Annotated in this window: 20 protein-coding genes; 5 read left to right on the top strand and 15 right to left on the bottom strand. The window is 70.9% G+C overall.

Translation table 11 applies throughout. The annotated features are described in order from the left end of the window. Window positions 1–71: 71 nt before the first annotated feature. The 3 genes from ACFY2X_RS13610 to ACFY2X_RS13600 all read right to left on the bottom strand — a co-directional run bounded on the left by ACFY2X_RS13610 (window position 72) and on the right by ACFY2X_RS13600 (window position 4129). A complete protein-coding gene (locus ACFY2X_RS13610) occupies window positions 72–983 on the bottom strand; it encodes an ABC transporter permease (RefSeq protein ID WP_389937238.1) in 912 nt (303 codons plus the stop codon). Then, the gene (locus ACFY2X_RS13605; protein WP_389937236.1) at window positions 980–3538 is read right to left on the bottom strand and encodes a CocE/NonD family hydrolase; all 2559 of its coding nucleotides are present in this window, start codon (window positions 3536–3538) and stop codon (window positions 980–982) included. Before ACFY2X_RS13605 ends, ACFY2X_RS13610 begins: the two co-directional genes overlap by 4 nt. A 69-nt stretch (window positions 3539–3607) precedes the next feature. Further along, window positions 3608–4129, bottom strand: coding sequence for a GNAT family N-acetyltransferase (locus tag ACFY2X_RS13600; protein WP_389937233.1), 522 nt, complete (start codon window positions 4127–4129; stop codon window positions 3608–3610). Window positions 4130–4239: 110 nt separating this feature from the next. On the opposite strand from ACFY2X_RS13600, the gene ACFY2X_RS13595 reads away from it, so the two are divergent. Then, window positions 4240–5397, top strand: coding sequence for a hypothetical protein (locus tag ACFY2X_RS13595; protein WP_389937230.1), 1158 nt, complete (start codon window positions 4240–4242; stop codon window positions 5395–5397). Here the strand turns inward: ACFY2X_RS13595 and ACFY2X_RS13590 are convergent. From ACFY2X_RS13590 to ACFY2X_RS13570, 5 genes are all read right to left on the bottom strand, one after another. After that, complete coding sequence (locus ACFY2X_RS13590) at window positions 5355–6386, bottom strand: copper resistance D family protein (protein ID WP_389937227.1); 1032 nt, start codon at window positions 6384–6386, stop codon at window positions 5355–5357. The two genes, ACFY2X_RS13595 and ACFY2X_RS13590, sit on opposite strands and share 43 nt — an antisense overlap. After that, entirely contained in the window at window positions 6383–6949 is a 567-nt protein-coding gene (locus tag ACFY2X_RS13585; protein WP_389937224.1) for a copper resistance protein CopC, read from the bottom strand. The genes ACFY2X_RS13590 and ACFY2X_RS13585 overlap by 4 nt, the downstream gene beginning before the upstream one ends. A gap of 88 nt (window positions 6950–7037) precedes the next feature. Then, complete coding sequence (locus ACFY2X_RS13580) at window positions 7038–7538, bottom strand: GNAT family N-acetyltransferase (RefSeq protein ID WP_389937221.1); 501 nt, start codon at window positions 7536–7538, stop codon at window positions 7038–7040. Between the two features lie 63 nt (window positions 7539–7601). Then, on the bottom strand, window positions 7602–8399 hold the full coding sequence (locus ACFY2X_RS13575; protein ID WP_389937219.1) for an SDR family oxidoreductase: 798 nt from the start codon (window positions 8397–8399) through the stop codon (window positions 7602–7604). Beyond that, complete coding sequence (locus tag ACFY2X_RS13570) at window positions 8396–9385, bottom strand: diiron oxygenase (protein ID WP_389937216.1); 990 nt, start codon at window positions 9383–9385, stop codon at window positions 8396–8398. The genes ACFY2X_RS13575 and ACFY2X_RS13570 overlap by 4 nt, the downstream gene beginning before the upstream one ends. A gap of 222 nt (window positions 9386–9607) precedes the next feature. On the opposite strand from ACFY2X_RS13570, the gene ACFY2X_RS13565 reads away from it, so the two are divergent. Continuing rightward, window positions 9608–10516 carry a DMT family transporter gene (locus tag ACFY2X_RS13565; RefSeq protein WP_389937214.1) on the top strand — a complete coding sequence of 303 codons (909 nt, stop codon included), beginning with the start codon at window positions 9608–9610 and terminating at the stop codon, window positions 10514–10516. Here ACFY2X_RS13565 and ACFY2X_RS13560 read toward each other — a convergent pair. Further along, window positions 10473–11075 (bottom strand): TetR/AcrR family transcriptional regulator, encoded by a 603-nt coding sequence (locus tag ACFY2X_RS13560; RefSeq protein WP_389937211.1) that lies wholly within the window; start codon window positions 11073–11075, stop codon window positions 10473–10475. The genes ACFY2X_RS13565 and ACFY2X_RS13560 overlap by 44 nt on opposite strands. Before the next feature lie 9 nt (window positions 11076–11084). Continuing rightward, window positions 11085–12473, bottom strand: coding sequence for a sensor histidine kinase (locus tag ACFY2X_RS13555; RefSeq protein WP_389937209.1), 1389 nt, complete (start codon window positions 12471–12473; stop codon window positions 11085–11087). A gap of 124 nt (window positions 12474–12597) precedes the next feature. Between ACFY2X_RS13555 and ACFY2X_RS13550 the strand changes: the two genes are divergently transcribed. The 3 genes from ACFY2X_RS13550 (at window position 12598) to ACFY2X_RS13540 (ending at window position 16385) form a co-directional block, all read left to right on the top strand. Next, window positions 12598–13782 carry an acyl-CoA dehydrogenase family protein gene (locus ACFY2X_RS13550; protein ID WP_389937206.1) on the top strand — a complete coding sequence of 395 codons (1185 nt, stop codon included), beginning with the start codon at window positions 12598–12600 and terminating at the stop codon, window positions 13780–13782. 99 nt (window positions 13783–13881) lie between these two features. Then, entirely contained in the window at window positions 13882–14862 is a 981-nt protein-coding gene (locus ACFY2X_RS13545; protein WP_389937203.1) for an acyl-CoA dehydrogenase family protein, read from the top strand. Between the two features lie 35 nt (window positions 14863–14897). Next, a complete protein-coding gene (locus ACFY2X_RS13540) occupies window positions 14898–16385 on the top strand; it encodes an AMP-binding protein (protein WP_389937201.1) in 1488 nt (495 codons plus the stop codon). A 33-nt stretch (window positions 16386–16418) separates the two neighbouring features. Here ACFY2X_RS13540 and menC read toward each other — a convergent pair whose 3' ends face one another. The 5 genes from menC to ACFY2X_RS13515 form a co-directional block, all read right to left on the bottom strand. Then, on the bottom strand, window positions 16419–17519 hold the full coding sequence (gene menC, locus ACFY2X_RS13535) for an o-succinylbenzoate synthase (RefSeq protein WP_389937198.1): 1101 nt from the start codon (window positions 17517–17519) through the stop codon (window positions 16419–16421). A 195-nt stretch (window positions 17520–17714) separates the two neighbouring features. Next, the gene (locus tag ACFY2X_RS13530) at window positions 17715–18539 is read right to left on the bottom strand and encodes a GNAT family N-acetyltransferase (RefSeq protein ID WP_389937195.1); all 825 of its coding nucleotides are present in this window, start codon (window positions 18537–18539) and stop codon (window positions 17715–17717) included. After that, window positions 18536–19774 carry a M20 family metallopeptidase gene (locus ACFY2X_RS13525; RefSeq protein ID WP_389937192.1) on the bottom strand — a complete coding sequence of 413 codons (1239 nt, stop codon included), beginning with the start codon at window positions 19772–19774 and terminating at the stop codon, window positions 18536–18538. The genes ACFY2X_RS13530 and ACFY2X_RS13525 overlap by 4 nt, the downstream gene beginning before the upstream one ends. Further along, window positions 19771–20808: a dipeptidase gene (locus ACFY2X_RS13520; RefSeq protein WP_389937189.1), complete on the bottom strand. Its 1038-nt coding sequence runs from the start codon at window positions 20806–20808 to the stop codon at window positions 19771–19773. The genes ACFY2X_RS13525 and ACFY2X_RS13520 overlap by 4 nt, the downstream gene beginning before the upstream one ends. 130 nt (window positions 20809–20938) lie before the next feature. Then, on the bottom strand, window positions 20939–22378 hold the full coding sequence (locus tag ACFY2X_RS13515; protein WP_389937186.1) for a flavin-containing monooxygenase: 1440 nt from the start codon (window positions 22376–22378) through the stop codon (window positions 20939–20941). Window positions 22379–22427 lie beyond the last annotated feature (49 nt).

Raw genomic sequence — 22427 nt, 5'->3', positions numbered from 1 at the left:
ACCGCGGTCGCCCGGCGCGAAACGCCGCCGCCCGTCTCGGGACCCGGCCGGCACACCGGGCGCACACCGGGCTACGACACGACGTCCTTGCGCCGGAACCTGCGGAAGGCGAGCGCGACCAGGATCGCCGAGTAGGTGACCGAGACGGCCACGCCCTTGATCATGCCGCTGTAGTCGGGTTGCGGGGCGAGAGCGTCCAGCCACGCCGTGTTCCAGAATGTCGGAAGAAACTCCCGGAGCGGGCCGAGCGTCTCCACCGCCTGCAGGATGTTGCTCACGATCACGAGGCCGACGGCCCCGCCGACCGCACCGAGCGGGGAGTCGGTGCCGACCGAGAGCAGGAAGGCCAGAGAGGCGACCACGAACTGGCTGACCAGGGCGTAGGCGATCACGACGCCGAACCGGGGCAGCGCGTCCAGCGCGGCGATGGTCTCGCCGGTGCCGGGCACCCGGATGTCGCTCCACCCGAAGGCCAGGGTCCCGGCCAGCAGCGCCATCAGCGGCAGGCAGATCACCGCCGCCGCCGAGTAGCCCATCGCGACGATCAGCTTCTGCCGCAGGAGCCGGTCACGGGGGATCGGGGCGGCCAGCAGGTAACGCAGCGAGGACCAGCTGGCCTCGCCCGCCACGGTGTCGCCGCAGAACAGCGCCACCGCGACGACCAGCAGGAAACCGGCGGACACCGACAGCGCGAACGCGGCGAAGTTCAGCCCGCCCTCGGTCGCCAGGTCGGAGACGCGCAGCGTGGAGCCCGGCTGGCCGGACCCGGCACCGATCTTGAACGCGGCGACGAGGATCCACGGCAGCGCGAGCAGCAGGCCGAGCATGACCAGCGTGCGGCGCCGCCTGAACTGCCGGACGAACTCCACGGCGAGCGGTAGCGTGCGCCCCGGCAGGTAACCGGGCGCCGAGCCGTTCCCCGTGGAGCCGCGGCCCGCCGGGCTTTTGGCGACAGCCGCACCGGAGCCGTTGGCGCCGCTCATGTCTTGTCTCCGATCAGGTCCAGGAAGACGTCCTCCAGGCGGGTGCCCGAGCCGTTGGAGGAGGTACGGCTGCGCAGCAGGTCGCTCACCGGCCCGGCCGTGACAAGGCGCCCGCGGTGCATGACCACCACGTGGCTGCAGGTCTGCTCGACCTCGGCGAGCAGGTGACTGGAGACGATGACGGTACGGCCCCGCGCGGCGTAGGAGATCAGGACCTCCCGCATCTCGCGGATCTGGGGCGGGTCGAGGCCGTTGGCGGGCTCGTCCAGGACCAGCAGATCGGGCAGGCCGAGCATGGCCTGGGCGATGGCCAGGCGCTGGCGCATGCCCTGGGAGTAGGTGCGCACGGCGCGTTCCAGCGCGTCGCCGAGCCCGGCGATCTCCAGGGCCTCGGCGAAGTGGGCGTCCTCGGCGGGGCGGCCCGTCGCCTTCCAGTAGAGCTCCAGGTTGGCCCGGCCGGTCAGGTGCGGCAGGAAACCGGGGCCCTCGACGAACGAGCCCAGCCGGGATAGGACCGGGGCGCCGGGGACGATCCGGTGACCGAAGATCCGGATCTCGCCCGCGTCGGGGCGGATCAGGCCCATCAGCATTCGCAGGGTGGTGGTCTTGCCCGCGCCGTTGGGACCGAGAAGGCCGAGCACCTGGCCGTGCTCGACGGTGAAGGACAGGTCGTCCACGGCCAGCTCGCCGTTGCCGTAGGCCTTGGTCAGGCCGTCGATCCGCAGGGGCACGGTGTCGAGGGAGGGGTCGTGCTCATGCTTGTCGCGCCGGCGTCCGGCGAGCAGCACGGCCGCCGCGAGGAGGAGGGAGACCAGCGGCAGCGTCCAGGTCCACCAGGCGGGGCCGCTCGCCGGGGTGCGCAGGGCGGTGTCGGTCGGCACGGTCACGGCCGGCGTCACCAGGCCGATCGTGTAGACGGCCGGGGCGGCGGGGGTGCTGTAGCCGAGATCGGTCGTGGTGAAGGTGACGCGCAGCCGGTGCCCGACGTCGAAGCGGTGGTCGATGGCGGGCAGGGTGACCACGGCCTCGCCGGAACCGCCCTCGGGAAGAGTGATCCTGACGGGGGCGGCGAGCCCCTCGGGCAGGAGCGGCGCCTGGGTGTCGCCCGCGATGTCGTAGAGCTTGGCGAACAGCGTCGCCTCACCCGGGCCGGTCTCGGCGCGCACCCGCACCTTGACGGTGGAGCCGCCGGTGACCTGGAGCGGGGCGGTGAGGGGGGCGGAGTCGAAGCCGGCGCTCTGCCCGGCCATGTCGACGGACACGTTCAGGTTCCCGGCCCCGCCCGCGAGGCCGCCGAAACCGGGGACGGCGGAGATCGAGGCGGGGGACCCGCCCGGCGGGTTGGCCACCCGCTGGTCGGGGCCGCTGAGCGGCACCGAGGTCTGGCCGGTGCCGGACAGGCCCGGATAGCCGTCCGCGGTGGCGTGCAGCTGGACCGGGCGGCGGGTGCCCGGGTCCCGGCCGCCGTCGCGGGTGACGGTGAACGGGGCGTTCACCCGCGCGGAGCCGGCGGTCCTCTTCAGATAGCGGTCGAACCAGCCGAGGGTCTGCTCGTGGAGCCAGTCGGCCTCGCCGTTGCCGCCGTCGTGGCCGCCGTCGAACCAGCCGACGCCGACCGGGGCCCCGGTGGCGGCGACGGCCCTGGCGTTGGCGTCCGCCTGAGCCAGGGTGAACAGCGAGTCGCGCTGTCCCTGGAGCAGCAGCGTCGGAATCCTGATCCTGCCGGGTACGGAGATCGGGCTGGATCTGCGCAGGGTGCCGATCGCGCTCGGGGTCGGCCGGCCGGTCTCGGCCACCTGCTGGTACATGTCGCAGATCTCCGGCAGGAACCGGCCGCACCGGACCTCCTGCGCGGTCGGCGGCGGGGCGGGCTGGGCGGTGCGGTCGGCCGGTTCGCCCAGGCGGGCGTTCAGCGCGGAACCACCCCGGTTGAAGAACAGCCCGGCCCACATCCGTTTGAACACGCCGTTGCCCGGCCCCTGGCCGGTGGCGTTGGGGAACAGCGCGTCGGCCAGGTCATGCCAGGTGATCTGGGGGACGATCGCGTCGATCCGGCTGTCGTGCGCGGCGGCCATGAGCGCGATGGCCCCGCCGTAGGAGCCGCCGGCGATGCCCACCCGCGGGTCGCCGGTCGCGTCGAGCCGGACTTCGGGCCGCCTGGCCACCCAGTCGACGAGCTGGCGGACGTCCTTGACCTCGTAGTCGGGGGAGTTGAGCGCGATCTGCCCCGTGGAGCGGCCGAATCCCCGCGCCGACCAGGTCAGTACGGCGTAGCCCTCCCGCGCCAGCCGTACCGCCGCGTCCCGGACGCTCTGCTTGCTGCCGCCGAAGCCGTGCGCGAGCAGGACGGCCGGGGCCCTGCCGCCCCCGGCGGGCGGGAAGAAGGTCGCGTCGAGCGTGACCCGCTGATCGTCGCCGGGCCCGTCGAGCACCGGGATCATCTGATCCTGGGCCCGCACCGGCGGGGCCGACGGCCACAGCAGCCAGGCCGCGACACCGATGACGACCGCGGTGACCACCGCGATCCAGGTGGTCCGCCTCCCCGTGAGCTTCATGCCGCGAGCTTACTGATGGGAGCTGAGAGAGTCCTGAGACCGTTCACGGCCCCGGTGACCTGCGGACTTCTAGGCGCTCGCCGGTGTGAGGGAGAGCCGGTAGTGCACCTCCGGGACCGGGAACGGCATGCCCTCCACGTCCTGGGTCCGCCCGGAGGGGGTGAACCCGAAGCGCTCGTAGAACCGGCGGGCGCGGGTGTTGCCCTCCAGGACCCAGAGCCCCACGTCCGCGTGCCCCATCTCCCGCAGCCGGGCTGTGGACCGCTCCATCAGGGCCAGGCCCAGCCCGGTGGACCAGTGCGAGCTGAGCACGTAGATCGCGTAGATCTCCCCGCCGGTGAGTCCTTCGTCACGGGCGGAGCCGAACAGGCTGAACCCGGCGGCCTCGCCGTCCACCTCGCCGATCATGGCGTGCAAGGCGTCGTCGGCGAGCCTTCCCCGCCAGACCTCCACGGCGCGGGGCTCGACCCGGAGGTCGTCGAGGAAGTCCTGCGGAAGAAGTCCCTGGTAAGCCGTCTTCCACGTCTCGTTTTTGATACGCAGCACATCCTCGGCGTCGTCCGGGCCGCCGTCCCGCACAAAAGCTCCCATAGCGGGCAATCATTCCAGACAGGAAGGGCCAAGCAATGCCGATGCCTGCCGATGCCTAAGGGATGTCCCCGATTGCGGACTAAGGTAAAGGCCGGGCATCATTTCGACGCGTGAAGCCAGTCCAAAGCCTGAGACAAAGAGCCACTACGGTCGTCGAGTGGGCTCTGCCCTACTGGACCCGGGGGAAGGCCGGCCGGGAGACCCCAGACGATCTTTTCCGAGTCCTCTACTTCGGCTGGCTGGTGGCCTTCTCCTTCAAGGTGCTCGGGGCGTCCTGGGACGTCTCCTGGCACTTCAAGTGGCTCCGTGACGATCTGGCGCCGCCGCACCTGCTCAACAGCGTCGGTACGGCGATCGCCCTCGGGCTCACGATCGTCCACCTCTACACCGGGTACGGCGTGGACAAGGCGGCGCAGCGCCTCATCGCCTGGGGCACCACGATCTTCCTGATCGCGGTGCCGCTGGACCTGATCAACCACCGCATCAACGGGCTCGACATCACCTCGTGGAGCCCCTCCCACATGATGCTCTACATCGGCACGTTCCTCATGATCTGCGGTGTGATCCGGGGCTGGTTCATGGGCGCGAAGCCCGGGCGGACGCGGACGATGGTCCTCGGCGGACTCTTCGTGTTCCTGTTCGAGAACGTCTGGTTCCCGGCCGAGCACCAGGAGTACGGCGTGTTCGGCATCGCCGCCTGGGACCGGGGCCAGCCGGAGGCCGAGCCCATCCTGCTGCAGTTCGCCGCCGACCAGATGGGCCGCGCGGTGGACCGGCAGATGGTGGTCAACTTCTCGCTGCCGGTGCCCGACCAGGTGTATCCGCTCTACGCCGCGGCCGCGGCCATGATCGTGTTCGTCTTCGCCCGCGCGATGGTCGGCCGGATGTTCTCCGCCACGGCCGTGGCCGGCGTCTACATCGCCTTCCGCGCGCTGATCTGGCCGCTCCTCGCGGCCGTGGACTTCCCGCGTTCGGCGGTGCCGGTCTTCCTGATCGCCGGAGCGCTCGCCGTCGACCTGGCCTTCCTGATCCGGATACCGGCGGTCCGGGCGCTGGTCGGTTCGCTCGCGGCCACCCTCTTCGTGGACCAGGCGCTCCGCCTCCAGAACGCGGTGTTCGCCTCCCCGCCCCTGGTGTCGCCCATGACCATGCTGATCGGCGGCCTCATGCTCGCCGCCCTGTGGCTGGGCGGCGAGTGGGCCCTCAACCGTCACAGGCTCCGCGCTCAGGACATGGAGGCCGTGGTCAGCGCCACCGCGACGCCGTAGGCCAGCCCCATCACGGTGATCTCCGCCGCCGCCCACGCGGCGACCGCGGTCCCCTCCCGCGCGGCGATGCGCGGCAGCAGGCGGAAGCGGATGTGGGCGGCGAACGGGATCAGCAGCGCCACACACACGGTCTTGGCCACCACGAGCAGCCCGTAGTCGCTGGTGAACACCGCGCCGGGCAGCTCCACCCCCGGGGTGAGGGCCATCGTGGCCAGGCCGTTCACCAGACCGGAGACGCTGACCAGGACCAGCGCCAGGGTCGCCAGCCTGGAGAACTTCGGCAGGACCCAGGCCAGCAGCTCGCGGTCTCCGGCCACCAGCGAGATGATCATCAGTAGCCCGCCGGTCCAGGCCGCCGAGCCCATCACGTGCAGTTCCATCGAGATCATGATGGGGTCGTGCCAGACCGAGTCCACCGCGTGGCCGGTGACCGGGATCGGCAGCAGGCCGAAGAAGGCGATCACGATCCGCAGCTCGGCGGGGACCTTCTCGCCGAACCGCACGGCCAGAAGCCCGATTCCGGCGTAGGTGAGCGCGCAGGCGGCGCTGAAGAGCATCCCCTGACCCGCGCCGACGCTGTCGACATAGTCGGCGATCATTCCCGGAGTCGGGAGCGATCCGGGGTTCAGCTCGGCCGTCTGGAAGACGATGACGACCAGCGCCAGCACCGCCCACGCCCACGCGAACGTCACCGCCAGCGGCCGTGCCCGGCGCATCACCGGCTCGGTCCGCTCCGGGTCGTCGAACCCGAGCATCCTGGGCAGCACGCTCAGGCCGACCACGGCCACCGCCGCCAGATCCAGCAGCACCCGCAGCGCCGGCAGGCCGTACTCCACGAGCGGGCCGGGTACGGCGATCCCCGGCACCGCCTCCTGGGCGGTGAAGGCCGTCGCGGCCAGCACGGCGAGCACGGCGCCCGAAACGAGCCCCCCGGCCAGCAGCTTCCTGACGGTGCCCGACTCGGGGGCACGCTCGATGGTCGCGGTCATCCGGAGGTTCCCTGCCCCTTGGTACGGCGCATCGCCACGATGGTGGCTCCGCCCAGCACGACGAGGGCGGCGGCGATCCACAGCACGGCCATCCCGGCTCCGCCGTTCTGGGAGGCCTCGGCGGCCTGGGCGCTCAGATCGGGTGCCTGTGACGCGACGGCAGAGGAGGCGGGGGCAGGCTGCGACGCCGTACCCGGGCCCGCGGTGGTCAGGGTGAAGGTGACCTTGCTGGCCACCGGGTGGCCGTCGGAGGACAGGATGCGATATCCCACGACGTACTGCCCGGCCGGACCCAGGGGCCTGACCGCGACGCTGACCTTCTCGCCGTTGACGGCTGTCTTGCCGTCCTCCCAGCGGGTCCCGTCGGGACCGGTCAGGCTGATCTGCGCGAAGCCCTGCCGCACCGGCTGGTCGAAGGTGAGTGTGATCTTCTCGGGACCGGTGGCGAGCTGGGCGCCGTCCTTGGGGTCGCTGCCGATCAGCACGTTGTGGGCCTGCGCGGGGGTGACCACGCCGAGGAGCGCGGCGCACGCGAACAGCAGGACCGTGAGTAGCCGCCTCACCGATCTTTGCCTTCCGTTGTGTTCGTCATGACCTGGCCATGTTCCCATCTCCGCCTTCCGGGGAGATCCGCGGCCACCGGGAGGCCGGTCAGACAGGGTGCTCCATGCACACCAGCCGGTCCCGGTCGTCCCATGAGTCCGTGACGGTGAACCCGAGCTTCTCGTACAGGGCGATGGCGTTCGTCCGCCAGTCCCACACCGACAGCCGGACCGTGCCGGCACCGGCTTCCCGGGCGTGGTCCAGCGCGGCACGCACCAGGGCGGACGCGACGCCGTGGCCGCGCGACACCGGGTTCACCCACAGCCGCTTGATCTCCGCCCGTCCCTCGCGCGGCGCCGCCACCACCACGCAGCCCACGGCCGTGTCCCCGGTCGAGGCCATCAGCACGGCGTCGCCGGCGAACGCGGCCCGCGGGTCCAGGACCTCCGCCCGGTATCGTTCCGGAAGCTCCGCCACGCCGGCGACCTCCGTGCCCTTCTCGGCCTCGGTCTGCAGGTGGTAGGCGGCCAGCAGTTCGGACAGCCCCGCGGGGGCGGCGGAGCTCCGGCCCCGCCAGCGCGTGACGGCAATCGCGTGTCGATCAGTCATGGCTCAGCATCGCACGGGCCCCGCCGGGCCCGGAGGAGACCTCGGCCCACGAGGCCCGCTCCGTCAGCGTCCGCCCAGGCGTCGTACGGCGAGCGCGGCCACCCGGACGGCGAGCGCGGGCGAAAGCCGTACGCCGCGCCAGGCCATCCGCCCCGAGGCCGGGGCCACGATCAGCGCCCGGTCGCGGGACAGGCCCCTCATGATGTCGCCCGCCAGCGAGTCGGCGGAGTAGAGCCGGCCCTGGGCCCGGGTCGCCGACCGCCGGGCGCCCCTGCCGGTCGCGGTCTGCGGCAGGCCGGGGTTGGCGTGGTCGAGCAGCGGGGTGTCGGTGAAGCCCGGGCAGACCACGCTCACCCTCACACCGTGCCCGGACGCCTCGGCCCGCAGGGCGAGTGACAGCCCGACCACCGCGTGCTTGGTCGCCGTGTACGGGGTCATCAGGGGAGCGGGGACGAGGCCCGCCATGGAGGCGGTGTTCACGATGTGACCGAAACCCTGCCGCATCATGATCGGATAGGCGGCGTGGACGCCGTGGACCACGCCGCGCAGGTTCACATCGATCGTGCGGTTCCAGTGGTCGAGGGTGAGCTCGTCGGCGGTGCCGCCGACCGCGATCCCGGCGTTGTTGAACATGAAGTCCAGCTGGCCCTTCCCGGCCGCGACGTCCGTGACCAGATCCCGCACGGCCTGCGCGTCGGTGACGTCCAGGGCGGCAGCCGAGCAGCCGAGTTCCTTGGCGGCCCGCTCGGCCCCGGCGCCGTCCAGGTCGGCGATCACGACGTGCACGCCGCGCCTGCCGAGCTCGCGGCAGATGGCCAGGCCGATGCCGGACGCGCCGCCCGTCACGATCGCCGTCCTCATCGGCCCGCGGTCCTGGCCGGCGCCGCCCAGATGCCCATCGCCTTCCAGACCCCGCGCTGGATCGGGTTCGTCATGCCCAGCTCGGCGCAGAGCTCGCGGGTCCTGCCCACCGAGTCGCGGATCTCTCCGGCCGCCTCGGGGTTGTCGACGTAGACCTCCTTGACGACGTGCTCAGGAATCCGGAACGCCTTGATCATCGACCCGGGGGGCGACAGCATGATCCGGGCCATGATGCCCAGGATGATCGGGGAGGCGATTCCCAGCGCGAAGCGGCGGTAGGCGGGCATCCGCGGGACCCGGCGGCGCAGGTAGTGCCGAGCGAAGGAGATGTGCCTGGCCTCCTCCGCGATGTGGATCCGCATGATGACCTCTTCCAGGGGGTGCTGGATCTGGCCCTGCCTGAGGGCTTTGCGTTGCACGTGGTCGATCGGGTCCTCGCCGCCGAGCACGAAAATGAAGAACAGCTCGGTGGAGATCAGCGGAATCCAGGGAGTGATCTGGGAGAGCAGGCTCAGCGGCCCCGGCATCCCCTTTATTGGAAGCTTCGTGCGATTCACGAACTCCTGGAACATCATCCCGTGATGTCCCTCTTCGATGGTCTCGTGGTAGACGTAACGGAACTCGGGGGAGCCGTTGGGCAACCGGTAGGCGTAGTTCAGCAGGCCGCGCTTGAGCAGGTTCTCGAACTGCAGGCCGATCTTCATGGCGGTCGCCACCCGCCACAGCCCGATCCTGGCGCGGACCTCGGGTGTCTGGGCGCGGTACCACGCGTGGCCGCCCAGCTTGTCGATCCCCGGCAGCTCCCAGCGCGGATCGTCCTGGTGGATCAGGAAGTCCTCGTCGTCCCAGGGAATGTCGACGTAGGGCTCCCAGTGCTTGTCGACCGAGGCCTTGGACAGGCGCTCGATGACCGCCTCGTAGGCGCGCCTCTCCGTGACCGACTGGTCGTTCTCTCTGTCCGCGGTGGTGTTCGGAGCGGGTGTCATCTGCACTCCCATCGGATGTCTCGCCCCGTAATTGTACGAATCATCTAATAGTGAGGGAAGTCCCCGCGAGGGTATGAGGTCTCTCACGCCGGTGTGACGTCCTTAACTCAGGGTTGTATTCAGACCACTCCCCGCCCGATGAGTGATCCGCCGGTCGCCCGCGGTGATGGAATCCTTCGGGGTATGGCAGCGGTTTTCGCTCCTCGACCCTTCATGGGAGCCGTGCTTCTGTTGTTCGTCAGCGCCGCGTGGGGGTCGGCTTTCCCGCTGATGAAAGATCTCATCGTCCGCATGCCGGTGGCCGACCTGCTCACCGAGCGGTACGGCATCGCGATGGTCGTCCTGGTCGCGCTCCGCCCGCGCTGCCTGCGGGGGCTGCCCGAGAGCACCTGGCTGACCGGCATCCTGCTCGGCCTGTTGTTCGGGGTGGGCCAGACCGCCCAGGCGGTCGCGTTGCACGACCTCCCCTCGTCGGTCTCGGGGTTCACCGTCGGCTCGTACGTGGTGATCACCCCGATCCTCGGGCTGATCCTGCTCCGCGCCAGGGTCTCGGGGCGCACCTGGGTCGCGGTGCTGCTGGCGACGGTCGCGATGACGGCCTTCGCCGTGATGAGAGGGGGCGGCGGCGAGATCCATCTGCCCGCGCTGGCCGCCACCCTGCTGTCGGCCGTGCTGTACTCGGCGCACACGCTGGTGCTGGGCAACTTCGCCGGGGCGCGCCGGGACGCCTACGCGGTCGCGGTCATCCAGCTCGGCACCATCGCGCTGATGACGGGCATCCTCGCCGCGCCGGACGGCCTCACCCTGCCCCGGACGCCGGGCGACTGGGCGATCCTCGGCCACCTGTCGATCGTGGCCTGCGCCCTGGGGTTCCTGGCCCGGTCCTTCGGCCAGGTCCACGTCCCGCCGGTGCCCGCCGCCGTGATCCTGTCGGCCCAGCCGCTCTGGGTGACCCTCCTGGCCGTCACGCTGTACGGCGAGCCGCTCACCTGGGGCGTCCTCCTCGGCGGAGGGCTGATCGCCCTGGCCATGCTTCTGGTCGTCCTGCCCGGCAGGCTGCTCGGGAGGGCGCTGCCCGGCGGGCTGCTCAGGAGAGCGCGTCCGCGGGCAGGCCCAGCTCGCCGGCGGTAGCCGTACGGACCAGTTCGGCCAGCCGGGCCCGGGTCAGAACGCGCCTGTGCACGGTCGCCTGGGTGGACAGGCCGTCGATGAGCGAGACGATCCGCCAGGTCGAGCCGTCGGGGTCGGGGCAGCTGAAGTCTCCCGCCTCGACGCCCTCCTCGATGATCGTGCGTAGCGCCTGCTTCCAGCGCAGGTCGATCCTGCGGGACATCTCCTCCAGCTCGGCGTTGCGCATCGACTCGGCCCAGGCGTCGATCCACAGCGCCCACGACTTGGACCTGCCGACAGGGGAGTAGATCTTGAGCAGGGCCCGCAGCCGCTCCAGGGGGGAACCGCTCGACTCCTCCAGCTTGGTGAGCCCTTCCAGGTCGCGTTCGGCCGCATAGGCGAAGGCCTGCGCGAACAGCTTGTCCTTGGTCTCGAAGTGGTAGAAGAGCAACGCCTGGCTGACCCCGGCGGCCTGCGCGATGTCCGCCGTCCGTGTGTGACCGAAACCCTGGAGCGCTATGACATCGCATGCGGTCCTGAGCAGATCTTCGCGGCGTAGTCGCCCAAATCCCCGTGCCACATGGGAACCCTAGCGGCTCACGGGCAGACGCAATACGAAACGTGCGCCCTGCGTGCTGTCCTCCAGCGTCAGGGTTCCGTTGTGCGCTTCGGCGATCTCCCTGGCGATGGGCAGGCCCAGCCCGGTGCCTCCGGCGTCCCGGTTGCGCGAGGCGTCCAGCCGGGTGAACCGGCCGAAGACCACCTCCCGCTGCTCGGGGGCGATTCCGCCGCCGTCGTCGAGCACCTCCAGCACGGCCGTGCCGTTGTCCTCCATCACCTTCACCGTGACCCGCGAGGTGGCGTGCCGCTCGGCGTTGTCCAGCAGGTTCGTCAGCAGCCGCACCAGCCGGAGCCGGTCGCCGATCACCGTGACGCCCGGTTCCAGCTCCCGCACCACCTCGACGGAGCGCCTGCGGCGGTCCAGCTCGTCGTTGACCAGCTCGGCCAGGTCGACCGGTTCCTCGCTCCCGGGGGCGCCGGAATCGAGCCTGGCCAGCTCCAGCAGATCGGAGACGATCGCCTGGAGCCGGTCCAGGCTGGCGAGCATCGCGTGGGCCTTGGCCTTCCAGTCGGTGTCCTCGGGATAGTGCAGCGCCTCCTCCACCTGGGCGCGCATGGCGGTGAGCGGGCTGCGCAGGTCGTGGGAGGCGTCGGAGGCGAACCTGCGCTGCCGCTCCGCGGCGCTCTCCAGCCGGTCCAGGGTCTCGTTGATCGTCTCGGCCAGCCCCCTGACCTCGTCCCACGCCTCCGGCACCGGCACCCGGCGGCCGAGGTCGGTCGCGGTGATCTCCGCCAGCTCGCTCCTGATCGCGTTCACCGGGGCCAGCGCCCTGGTCACCATGTGGTAGGCGCCGAACCCGGCCACCGCCACGAGTGCCAGGGAACCGCCCAGGAGCAGGGCGAACAACCCCGGATGGGCGTACCAGGGCACGACGTCGTCGACGGAGTAGATGACCCAGTCACCGTCCGGCTGGTGGACCCGGAAGGCCACGACGACCATGCACCTGCCGGGGAACCGCGGGAGGCGGCAGGTCGTCGCCGTGGTCCGGACCTGCCCCTTCGGAGGGACGAGGGCCGCTATCGGGGGCGCGCCCTTCAGGTTCGGGGTCGCCGCGACGACCTCGCCGGACGCGTCGATGACCTGGACGCCGGCGACCTTCCCCTGCGGCAGTACGGCGGGCAGCCGTCCCTGCTTGGTGAGGTTGATGACCTCAAGGGTGGTGCTGGCCACCTCGTCCGTCCGGAAACGGCCTGCCAGGTTGTACAGGGAGAGCGTCGTGGCCAGGGTGAGGGTGAGGCCGCACAGGGCGGCGACGGTGACGGCGATCAGCGTCAGCCGGGTTCGGACTGACCACCTGCCTTGAGCGATCACGGCAATCTCCCCCTGTGACCAGACGATCACATTAGGCAGATTCATTGCCGCTTCCTGGCAATTCATGGCCAAGCCGGGGCAAAGATCACCTCACCATCCGCCGTAGATCATTGCTCTGTACGCCTGATGCGGCGCTGGTTAGAGTAAGTGCGCGCTGATTGGAGCGGATATGAATCTTGAGGAGTACCGGAGGCGGGCCCGGAACTGGCTGGAGGCCAACGCCCGGGACGTCGGGACCGAGGGCAGCCCCGATCCCGACGGGCTCGCCGCCGCGAAAACCTTCATGGCGAAGCTCTACGACGCGGGTTATTCGGGGATCGCCTGGCCGTCCGAATGGGGCGGGCAGGGGCTCAGCCAGGCCGAGGAACGGGCCTTCGCCGAAGAGGCCAAGGATTTCACGCTGCCGACCTACGTGTTCTCCATCGGGCTTGGCATGTGCGGGCCGACCCTGGTCGACCTCGGCACCCCCGAGCAGAAGGCACGCCATGTCCGGCCGCTGCTGCGGGGCGAGGAGATCTGGTGCCAGCTGTTCTCCGAGCCCGGCGCCGGCAGCGACGTCGCCGCCCTGCAGACCCGCGCGACCGAGAGCGAGGACGGCTGGGTGGTCAACGGCCAGAAGGTCTGGACCTCGGTGGCCCAGCACGCCGACTGGGGCCTGCTGCTCGCCCGCACCGACGTGGACGTGCCCAAGCACAAGGGCCTGTCGATGTTCATCGTCGACATGCACGCTCCCGGCGTCACCGTCCGGCCGCTGAGGGACATGACCGGTCGCGCCCACTTCAACGAGATCTTCTTCGACGACGTGCACATCCCCACGGGCAACCTGATCGGCCGGGTCAACGACGGCTGGAGCTGCGCGGTGACGACCCTCCTGCACGAGCGCCTGTCGATCTCCAGCGGCGTCGGCATGAGCGGTCAGAAGGACAACCCGGTGGCCTTCGAGGCGCTGCGCCACACCGCGGACACCCGCGACCCCCTGGTGAGAGACCAGCTCGTCGAGCTCTACATCCGCTCCCGCGCGCTCGCCCTGTTCAACCAGAGGCTCGCTCAGGAGACCAAGGCCGGGATCTTCCCCGGCGCCCGGGGCAGCGCGGCCAAGCTGCTTCTCGCCGAGCTGGTCCTGTTCCAGTCCGACCTGGCCACCTCGCTGGCCGGTCCCGAGGCCGTGGCCTACGAGGACGACGGGCGGCTGGCGGGCTCGCTGCTCTTCGCCCCGGCCCTGTCCCTCGGCGGTGGCACCAACGAGATCATGCGCAACATCATCGGCGACCGGGTGCTGAACCTGCCGCCCGAGCCGCGAGTGGACAAGACCGTGCCGTTCAAGGATCTGAAGACGGGCGGAGGCTCGGCATGACGCCGGTTTCCGCCCGCCCGACCGCGCGCCGGAGGACGACCGCCGACGGCCGGGTGCCGTCGAAAGATCGGCCTGATCATCGCAGAAAGGGCGACTTCGATGAAACTCGTGCTCACTGAGGAGCAGCGGGAGCTGCGCGCCACGGTCCGCTCCTTTCTCGCGGCCGCCTCACCGCTGCCCGCGGTCCGCCAGGCCGCCGAATCCGAGACCGGCTACGACCCAGAGGTCTACCGGCGCCTCACTGGCGAGCTCGGCCTCGCCGGTCTCATCGTCCCGCAGGAGTTCGGCGGAGCCGGAGCCGGCTACGCGGAGCTCGCGGTCGTCCTGGAGGAGACCGGCGCGGCGCTGCTGCCGGGCCCGTTCCTGGCAACGACCCTCGCCGCGATCCTCCTGACGGAGGTGGGCGAGAAGGAACTCCTGCCGGGCATCGCCGCCGGCACCACGATCGCGACCGTGGTGCTCGACGGCGACCGGGCCCCCAACGGCGTCGAGGCCGATGTGATCGTGGTGCCGAGGGATACGGGGGTCCAGATCTCTCTCAGTGCCTCCCGCACCCCGCTGGCCACCCTGGACCTGACCCGCAGGCAGGCGCTGGTGGAGCCGGGAGGATGGCGGTTCGTCGACTCGTCGGAGACGGCCGTGGCGCGGGCCCGGGACCTCTTCGCGGTGGCGGTGGCCGCCGAACAGCTCGGCGTGATGCGAGCCTCGCTCGACGCGATCGTGGCCTACAGCAAGATCAGGGTGGCCTTCGGCCGCTTCATCGGTTCCTATCAGGGGGTCAAGCACAAGCTCGCCGACATGCACTGCAAGCTGGAGCAGGCCGAGTCGATCGTGCGCTACGCGGCCTGGGCGGCCGACGAGGCCCCTGGCGAGCTGCCCGTGGCCGCCGCGCTCGCCCAGGCCTACGTGGGCCGGGCCTGTTTCGAGGTGACTCGCGATCACCTGCTGCTTCACGGCGGCATTGGTTTCACGTGGGAGCACGACGCGCACCTTTACTACAGGCGAGCCAAGGCGGACGAGGTGCTCCTCGGCCCGCCACGGATCCACCGAACCCGTCTGGCCGATCTGCTGGAGCTCTGAAGCGATTCGCCGGAGCTCTTCGAAGGAGGGACTCCATGCCCGACATCAGCACGCTCCACGGCTTCTACCAGATCGCGGAGGCCGACCCGGACCGCCGGGCGGTGATCGACACCGACGGCACCGTGACGACCTTCGGCGAGCTGCTCGGCAGGGTCAACCAGGTCTCGCACGGGCTGCGGGCACGCGGGCTCGCCGAGGGAGACGTGGTCGCGGGAGTGCTGCCCAACGGCGTCGACGCGGTGGTCATGCTGATGGCCACCGGGCAGATCGGGCTGTACTACGTGCCGGTCAACTGGCACCTGGCCGCCGGGGAGGTCGCCTACATCCTGGCCGACTGCGACGCCAAGGTCGTGACCGCCGACCCGTCCTATCCCGTGGGCGGGAGGCTCACCGGCGTCGCCGAGCTGGCCGAGGGGCAACCGGCGACCGCCCCCGGCAACAGGTCGGCGGGCGCGGTCATGTGGTACACCTCGGGCACCACCGGATTCCCCAAGGGCGTGCAGCGGCCGCTGTCCGGTGCCGAGCCGGAGGCGGCGATACCGCTCGTCACCTGGTTCCTCGGCGAGGTCTGCGACCTTAGGCCGGGCGAGGAAGTCCACCTGGTGACCTCGCCGATGTATCACTCCTCGCCGTGCGCGCACACCATGTTCGCCCTGCACCTGGGGCACACCCTGGTGATCGCGCCCCGGTTCGAACCGGCCGGCATCCTGGAACTGGTCGAAAAGCACCGGGTGACCAACTCCATGATGGTCCCGACGATGTTCCACCGGATGCTGCGGCTGCCCGAGGAGGTCCGGAGGAAGCATGACGTGTCGTCGCTCCGGCAGGTGATCCACACCGGCGCGGCCTGCCCGGTGGCGGTCAAGAGGCAGATCATGGACTGGTGGGGCCCGGTCCTGTACGAGTACTACGGCTCCACCGAGTCGACCATCGCCTTCTTCGTCAAGCCACGTGAGTGGCTGGAGCACCCCGGCACGGTCGGCCGCCCCGCCCCGGGCTTCGAGGCGAAGATCCTCGACGCCGACGGCGAGGAACTCCCGCCGGGCGAGCCCGGCATGATCTACGTCAAGTCAGGTCTCGGCGGCTTCCAGTACCGCAAGGACCCGGCGAAGACCGCCTCCAGCATGCGTGGCGAGTGGTACGCCCCCGGCGACATCGGTTTCCTGGACAAGGACGGCTTCCTGTTCCTGTGCGACCGCCGTACCGACCTGATCGTCTCCGGCGGGGTGAACATCTACCCCGCGGAGATCGAGGCGGCGCTGCTGGAGCACCCGGCGGTCGCCGACGTCGCGGTGATCGGCGTGCCCGACGAGGAGTGGGGCCACAACGTGGTCGCGCTCGTCCAGCCGGCGCCCGGCTTCCGGCCCACCCCGGGAGAACTGCTGGACCACCTCGGCCCCCGCATCGCGCGCTTCAAGCACCCCAAGGTCATCGAGTTCCGCGACGACCTGCCCCGCACCCCCACGGGGAAGCTCTCCCGCTCCAAGGTCCGCGAGGAATACCTGTCCGGAGGCTCCGAATAGGAGGTCGCCGGTCGCCGGCCCGGTGGGCGATCTTTACATCGTGATCCATTCGGTGGAGGTGGTGACCTCGTCGAGGATGTCCGGGACGGGGTCGACGCCGATGCCGGGGCCGGTGGGCACGTCGAGACAGCCGTCGCGCAGTTCGAAGGGCGCGGTGATGTCGGTGGTGTAGTAGCGGCGTGAGGCGGAGGTGTCACCGGGCAGGGTGAAGCCGGGCATCGCGGCCAGCGCGACGTTGGCCGCGCGGCCGATGCCGGTCTCCAGCATGCCACCGCACCAGACTGCGACGCCGTGCGCGCGGGCCAGATCGTGGATGCGGCGGGCCTCCAGATAGCCGCCGACCCGGCCGGGCTTGATGTTGATGATGGAGCAGGCGCCCAGCGTGATGGCGGCCGCGGCGTGCTCGGCCGAGTCGATGGACTCGTCCAGGCAGAGCGGGGTGGCGAGACGGCGGGCGAGCTGGGCGTGCTGGACCAGGTCGTCGTTGGCCAGCGGCTGCTCGATGAGCAGCAGGTCATAGACGTCGAGCTTGGCCAGGTGGGGGCCGTCGCCGAGGGTGTAGGCGGCGTTGGCGTCGACCTGGAGGAGCAGGTCGGGGCCGAAACGCTCGCGGACCGCGCGGACCGGGGCGAGGTCCCAGCCTGGCTCGATCTTGAGTTTGATGCGCTGGTAGCCCTCGGCCAGGTAGCCCTCGACGGCGTCGAGCAGTTCGGGGATGGAGTTCATGATGCCGACCGAGACGCCGCAGGGCACGCGGTCGCGGGCGGCGCCCAGGAAGGAGGCCATGGACTGGCCGCCGGCGCGCAGCTGGGCGTCGAGGACGGCGGTTTCCAGGGCGGCTTTGGCCATGCGGTGGCCCTTGAAGGGATGCAGGGCGCGGCTTACGGTGTCGGCGTCGACGTGGGTGGGCAGGGCGGGGATGAGGAAGCGGCGCAGGGTTTCGGCGGCGCCGTCGACGTATTCGGGGGAGTAGAGCGGTTCGGACATGGCCACGCATTCGCCCCAGCCCTCGGCGTCGGGGGTGACGGCGCGCACGAGCAGCACGTCGCGTTCGGTTTCGGTGCCGAACGAGGTGCGAAACGGTGCGGTGAGCGGCATCGCGATCCGCCGCAACTCGATTCCGTTGATCTTCATGGTGATGTGCGGCCCGCGCCGCCTCTCCCTCCGATAGCGCCGCCGGTCAGGCGGTTCGTTTCCAGGATGGTGCCCGGATGGTGCCGTGTGATGCCGGATCCCCACCGGCCGGCGGGCCCACTGCCGGGTGGTCGCCGGGCGCCGGGCTTCGCGCGCCGATGTCGCCGGCCGGCGGGTTCGTTCCACGAGGTACGGTCAGCCGGTTCGCTCCACGATGTAGTGGCCCTGGTCGGTGAACCCGGTCACCTGGGCGCCCTGCCGCATCAACTCGCCCAGCGTGTCGCGTACGGCCCGCCGCCAGGCCCCGGCCGCCGCGGGATCGGTGCGGCGCAGGGCCTCGATGTCGGAGGGCACCGCCACCAGCACCGTCCGCGCGTCGGTCCGGCCCGGCACCGGCCGGTCGTCTCGGTCGGCCAGCGCGACCACCGCCTCCGGTGGGACCCGCGGCGGGCGCGGCCGTTGCCGGATGGCGGTCAGCACGTGGGGCTGCGACAGGTGCCAGACGGCGAGCACCCGGTCGGATTCGTCTCCGGCGTTGATCGCGTCGTTCATGGTCCCGTAGAAGGACGGCAGATACTCCTCGGGCCGGGCGCCGAGCTTGGTCAGGTTGAAGTGGGCGTTGCGCCGGACCAGCGGGTCGTAGGTCCAGGTGATCCGGTCCAGGCCGCGGGCCAGCGCCCAGGCGCGCTGGTGCAGTTTGAGCGCGAACCCGACGCCCCGGCCGGAGACGGCGCCGGTGACGTGGGAGTGCAGCACCTGCCCGGGCGGGGCCGCGAAGAACGCCACCGAGGCGCCGACCAGGCGGTCTTCCTCGTAGGCCCCGGCCACGTAGTTGCCCGCGTGCGACAGCGCCCGCATGAGCTCCACCGTGACGGGCGGGTTGCCGGGAGCGGGACGCCAGATGCCGTCGAACAGCCGGAAGACGTCCTCGAAGCCGCCGGGCTCGGAAAGCTCGGTGATGCGGACCCCCGCGCAGGCCGCGGCCTTGGCCCACTCGTCGCCCGGCGGAGAGTCCGTCATCCGCGGTCTTCCCTCCCCGGCGCCGAAGCCTCTCCCGCGAGCGAAGCCTCTCCGGCCCGCGGGTCCTCTCCGGCCCGCGAAGTCTCTCCCGTCGGCCAGACTTCTCCGGTCGATGGGACTTCTCCCGCCAGCACCGAGGCGACCAGCCCGCTGAGCAGCCTCGCCCGGCCGGGCATCTCCGCGACCAGCACGTGCTCGTGCGCCGCGTGCGCGCCGCCGCCCACCGCTCCCAGCCCGTCGAGCGTCGGGCAGCCGATCCCGGCGGTGAAGTTCCCGTCGGAGGCGCCGCCCACGGCCACTCCCCGCAGCGGTTCCATACCTGAATCCTTGGCGATCCGGCAGGCCAGTTCGAACAGGCGCGCCGAGGACGCCTCCTCCAGCGGAGGCCGGTTCGGCCCCCCGCTCACCTCCAGGCGCGTCCCCGGAACCCGGGGAATGAGCACCCGCATCAGCTCGTCCACCCGGGCCTGCGCCGCGGTGGTGGGCACCCGCACGTCCACCTCCACGCTGGCCAGCGCGGGCACGGTGTTGGTCGTGGTGCCCCCCGAAAGCACGGTCGGCGTGACCGTGGTCGGGCCCAGCCCGTTCAGCGTCGCCCCGTCGTTCACCGTCGAGGCGAGCGTGCTGAGCGCGAGGATCTGGTGGGCCAGCTCGATCCCGGCGTTGGCACCCTTGTGCGGTTCCAGGCCCGCGTGGGCCGCCTTGCCGTACACGGTGATCTCGTAGTTGGAGGTGCCCTTCCGCGCGGTCTTGAGCGCCCCGCCGTCGGCGCCGGCCTCCAGCACGAACGTGGCGGCGCACCCGCGCGCCGACTCCTCGATCAACGCGCGTGAGGACCGTGAGCCGACCTCCTCGTCCCCGGTGACCAGCACGCACACCCCGTCCAGTGACGGCAGCGCGGCCAGCGCGTGGAACATCTGGACCAGCCCGGCCTTCATGTCGAACACGCCCGGTCCGCGGGCGATCCCGTCCACGAGCGACCAGGGGTGTCGCTCCAGCGTCCCGATCGGCCAGACCGTGTCGTGGTGGCCGACCAACAGGACCCGGGGCGTGCCGAAGGCCCACCGCAGGTGGGTGACCCCGTCGATCACGATCGTCTCGGGGCGTGCGCCGAGCTTCCCGTAGCCCTGATCGGCGACGACCCCGGCGCTTCGGGCCACCGCCTCGTGGTCGGCGGAGAACGACTCGCAGACGACGAGCTCCTCCAGGTCCTGGAGCATCCGGTCGAGGTTCACGCGGGCCTTCCCAGCTCGGCGCGGAACAGCCGCAGGACGTTGTCACCGAGGATTTTGACGACCTCGTCGTCGGCGAAGCCGTGTTTGAGCAGGGCGTCGGTGACCAGGGGCAGCCCGCTGGGGCCCGCCAGGCCGGGGAGGGTCGACATGATGTCGACGCCGCTGTAGCTGAACCCCTCGCAGCAGGGCGGGGTGACGTCGTGCATGACCTCGCGGACGAAGTCCGGGCCGAGGCCGACGTGGTCGATCCCGCCGACGCTCACCACGTGCTCGATGTGGTCCACCAGGCGGTCCACGGTGTAGCCGACCGGGTCGTCGGACAGGAAGCCGGCCAGGAAGTTGACGCAGACCACGCCGCCGGTCGCGGTGATGGCGCGGATCTGGTCGTCGGTGAGGTTGCGGTGGTGGTCGCGCAGAGCCCGGGCCGAGGAGTGGGTGGCCATCACCGGCCGGGTCGCCAGCTCCAGCACGTGCTGCACGCCGGAGGCGCTCAGGTGCGACACGTCGAAGATGATGCCGAGGCGTTCCATCTCCCGGAGCGCCTCCACCCCGGCCGCGGTGAGCCTGCTCCCGGTGGCGTCCTCGCCGCTGCCGTCGGCCAGGGCCGTACGGCCCCAGTGCGCGATCGAGGCGACCCGCACGCCCAGCCGGTACAGGGTGGGCAGCAGCTCGATGGAGGCGTCCAGGCCGGGGGCGCTTTCCAGCGCCAGCACCAGGGCGATCCTGCCGTCGGAGAGAGCCTGGTCGATCTGCGCGCCGTCGGTGCACAGCCGTACCGCGTCGGCGTTGCCCTCGGCCAGCGTGTGCGCGCACTCGATCATGCGGAGCGTCTGCCGGAGCGCTCCCTCAGGCCGGTACTGATCATCGATGAAGACCGGCAGCACCTGCAGGTCCACTCCGCCCTCGTGGAGTTGCGGCAGCCACCTTTCTCGGAAGAACGACGCCCACTGCCGCGGAGGCCGTGCCGAGACGGCCATCAGCAGGTCGTTGTGGGCATCGGCGACCACGGCGTCACGATGGAGGTCAGCGGACACGGGCAGGCCCTTCTTCGCAAGTGGTGTCGTCCTACATCCGAATCCTTCCAGAACAGAGATCCGGACTTCAGTCCCGGGGAGGAAACGAGGACGCCGGCGCGCTGCCGGGAGCCCGGCGTCGTCGCCCGGGTCAGCGGGCGAAGCGGAACGCCGCCGGCCGGGGCGCCCTGGTGATCCGCCGGTAGACCGTCGTCGTCGCCGGCCAGTTGTTGGTCACCCGGCCCGCCGCGTTCTTGTACCAGCTCGTGCATCCCGCTTCCCACACCATGGCGCCCATGGCCCGCTCCAGGCTCCGCCGCCACGCGTCCATCGCCTCGGGCCTGACCTCCATCGGCCCCCTCTCCACGAGGTACGGCAGGCAGCCCATGACATAGCCGACCTGGCATTCGATCATGAAGACGATCGAGTTGTGGCCGAGGTTGGTGTTGGGCCCGTAGAGCAGGAACAGATTCGGGAAATGGGGAACCGCGATGCCCAGGTAGGCCTCGGCGCCGTCCTTCCACTCCTCGCTGAGACGCCGCCCCTGCCGGCCGGTGATGTCGATGGGCGCCAGGAAGTCGGTGGTCCGGAACCCGGTCGCGTATATGATCACGTCCGCCTCGCGGAGCCCGGCGGTGGTCTCGACGCCCTCGGGGGTGATCCGGACGATCCTGTCGGTGACGACGTCCACGTTGGGACGGGTCAGCGCGGGATAGAACCCGCTGTCGATGATGATCCGCCTGCAGCCGACCGGGTAGCCGGGGGTGAGCTTGGCGCGCAGCTCCGGGTCGGGGACCTGGGCGCGGAGGTGCGCAAGGGCGCGCCTGCGCAGCAGCCCGGCGCTCCACCCGCTCGCGAGGGCCCGGTAGAGGGTGCCCTCGGCGTACCGGTAGATCCACTCGCGGTAGCACCTCTGCAGGAACGGCACGTGGCGGAAGGAGCTCCGGGCGACGTCGCCGAAGACGGCGTCCGGCTTGGGGATCACCCAGTTGGGGGTGCGCTGGAAGACGTCCACCCGCCCGGCCACCTCGGCCACCCGGGGGATGAGCTGCGCCGCCGACGACCCGTTCCCGATCACCGCCACCCGCTTGCCGGTCAGGTCCTGGGAATGGTCCCAGCGGGCGGAGTGGAAGGTCGTGCCCTTGAATTCCGGCATCCCGGGGATGTCGGGCAGGTGGGGCCGGTTGAGCTGCCCCACCCCCGACACCACCACGTCGAAGAGCTCCTCACCGGCCGAGGTGCGCACCCGCCACTTGCCCAGGGACTCGTCGAAGGCGGCGGCCGTGACCTCGGTGTTCAGCCGGATCCGCGGGCGCAGGCCGTACTTGTCGGCGCACATCTCCAGATAGCCGAGGATCTCCGGCTGCCCGGGATAGCGGCGGGTCCAGCTGGAGTATTTCTCGAAGGAGTAGGAGTAGAGGTGCGAGGGGATGTCGCATCCCGCCCCCGGGTAGGTGTTGTCCCGCCAGGTGCCCCCGACCCCGGGGCCCTTCTCGAAGACCGTGTAGGAGTCGATCCCCGCCTTCCGTAGCCGGATGGCCATGCACAGCCCGGCGAACCCGGCACCGATGATCGCGACAGTCGGACTCATACGCCAGCCCTCCGGGTGTCAGGATCCACTTACACTAAGCGATCCGCCT

The organism is Streptosporangium sp. NPDC000396 (genome assembly GCF_042898655.1).
Taxonomy (GTDB): domain Bacteria; phylum Actinomycetota; class Actinomycetes; order Streptosporangiales; family Streptosporangiaceae; genus Streptosporangium.
This window is presented reverse-complemented; position numbering and strand designations above follow the sequence as displayed.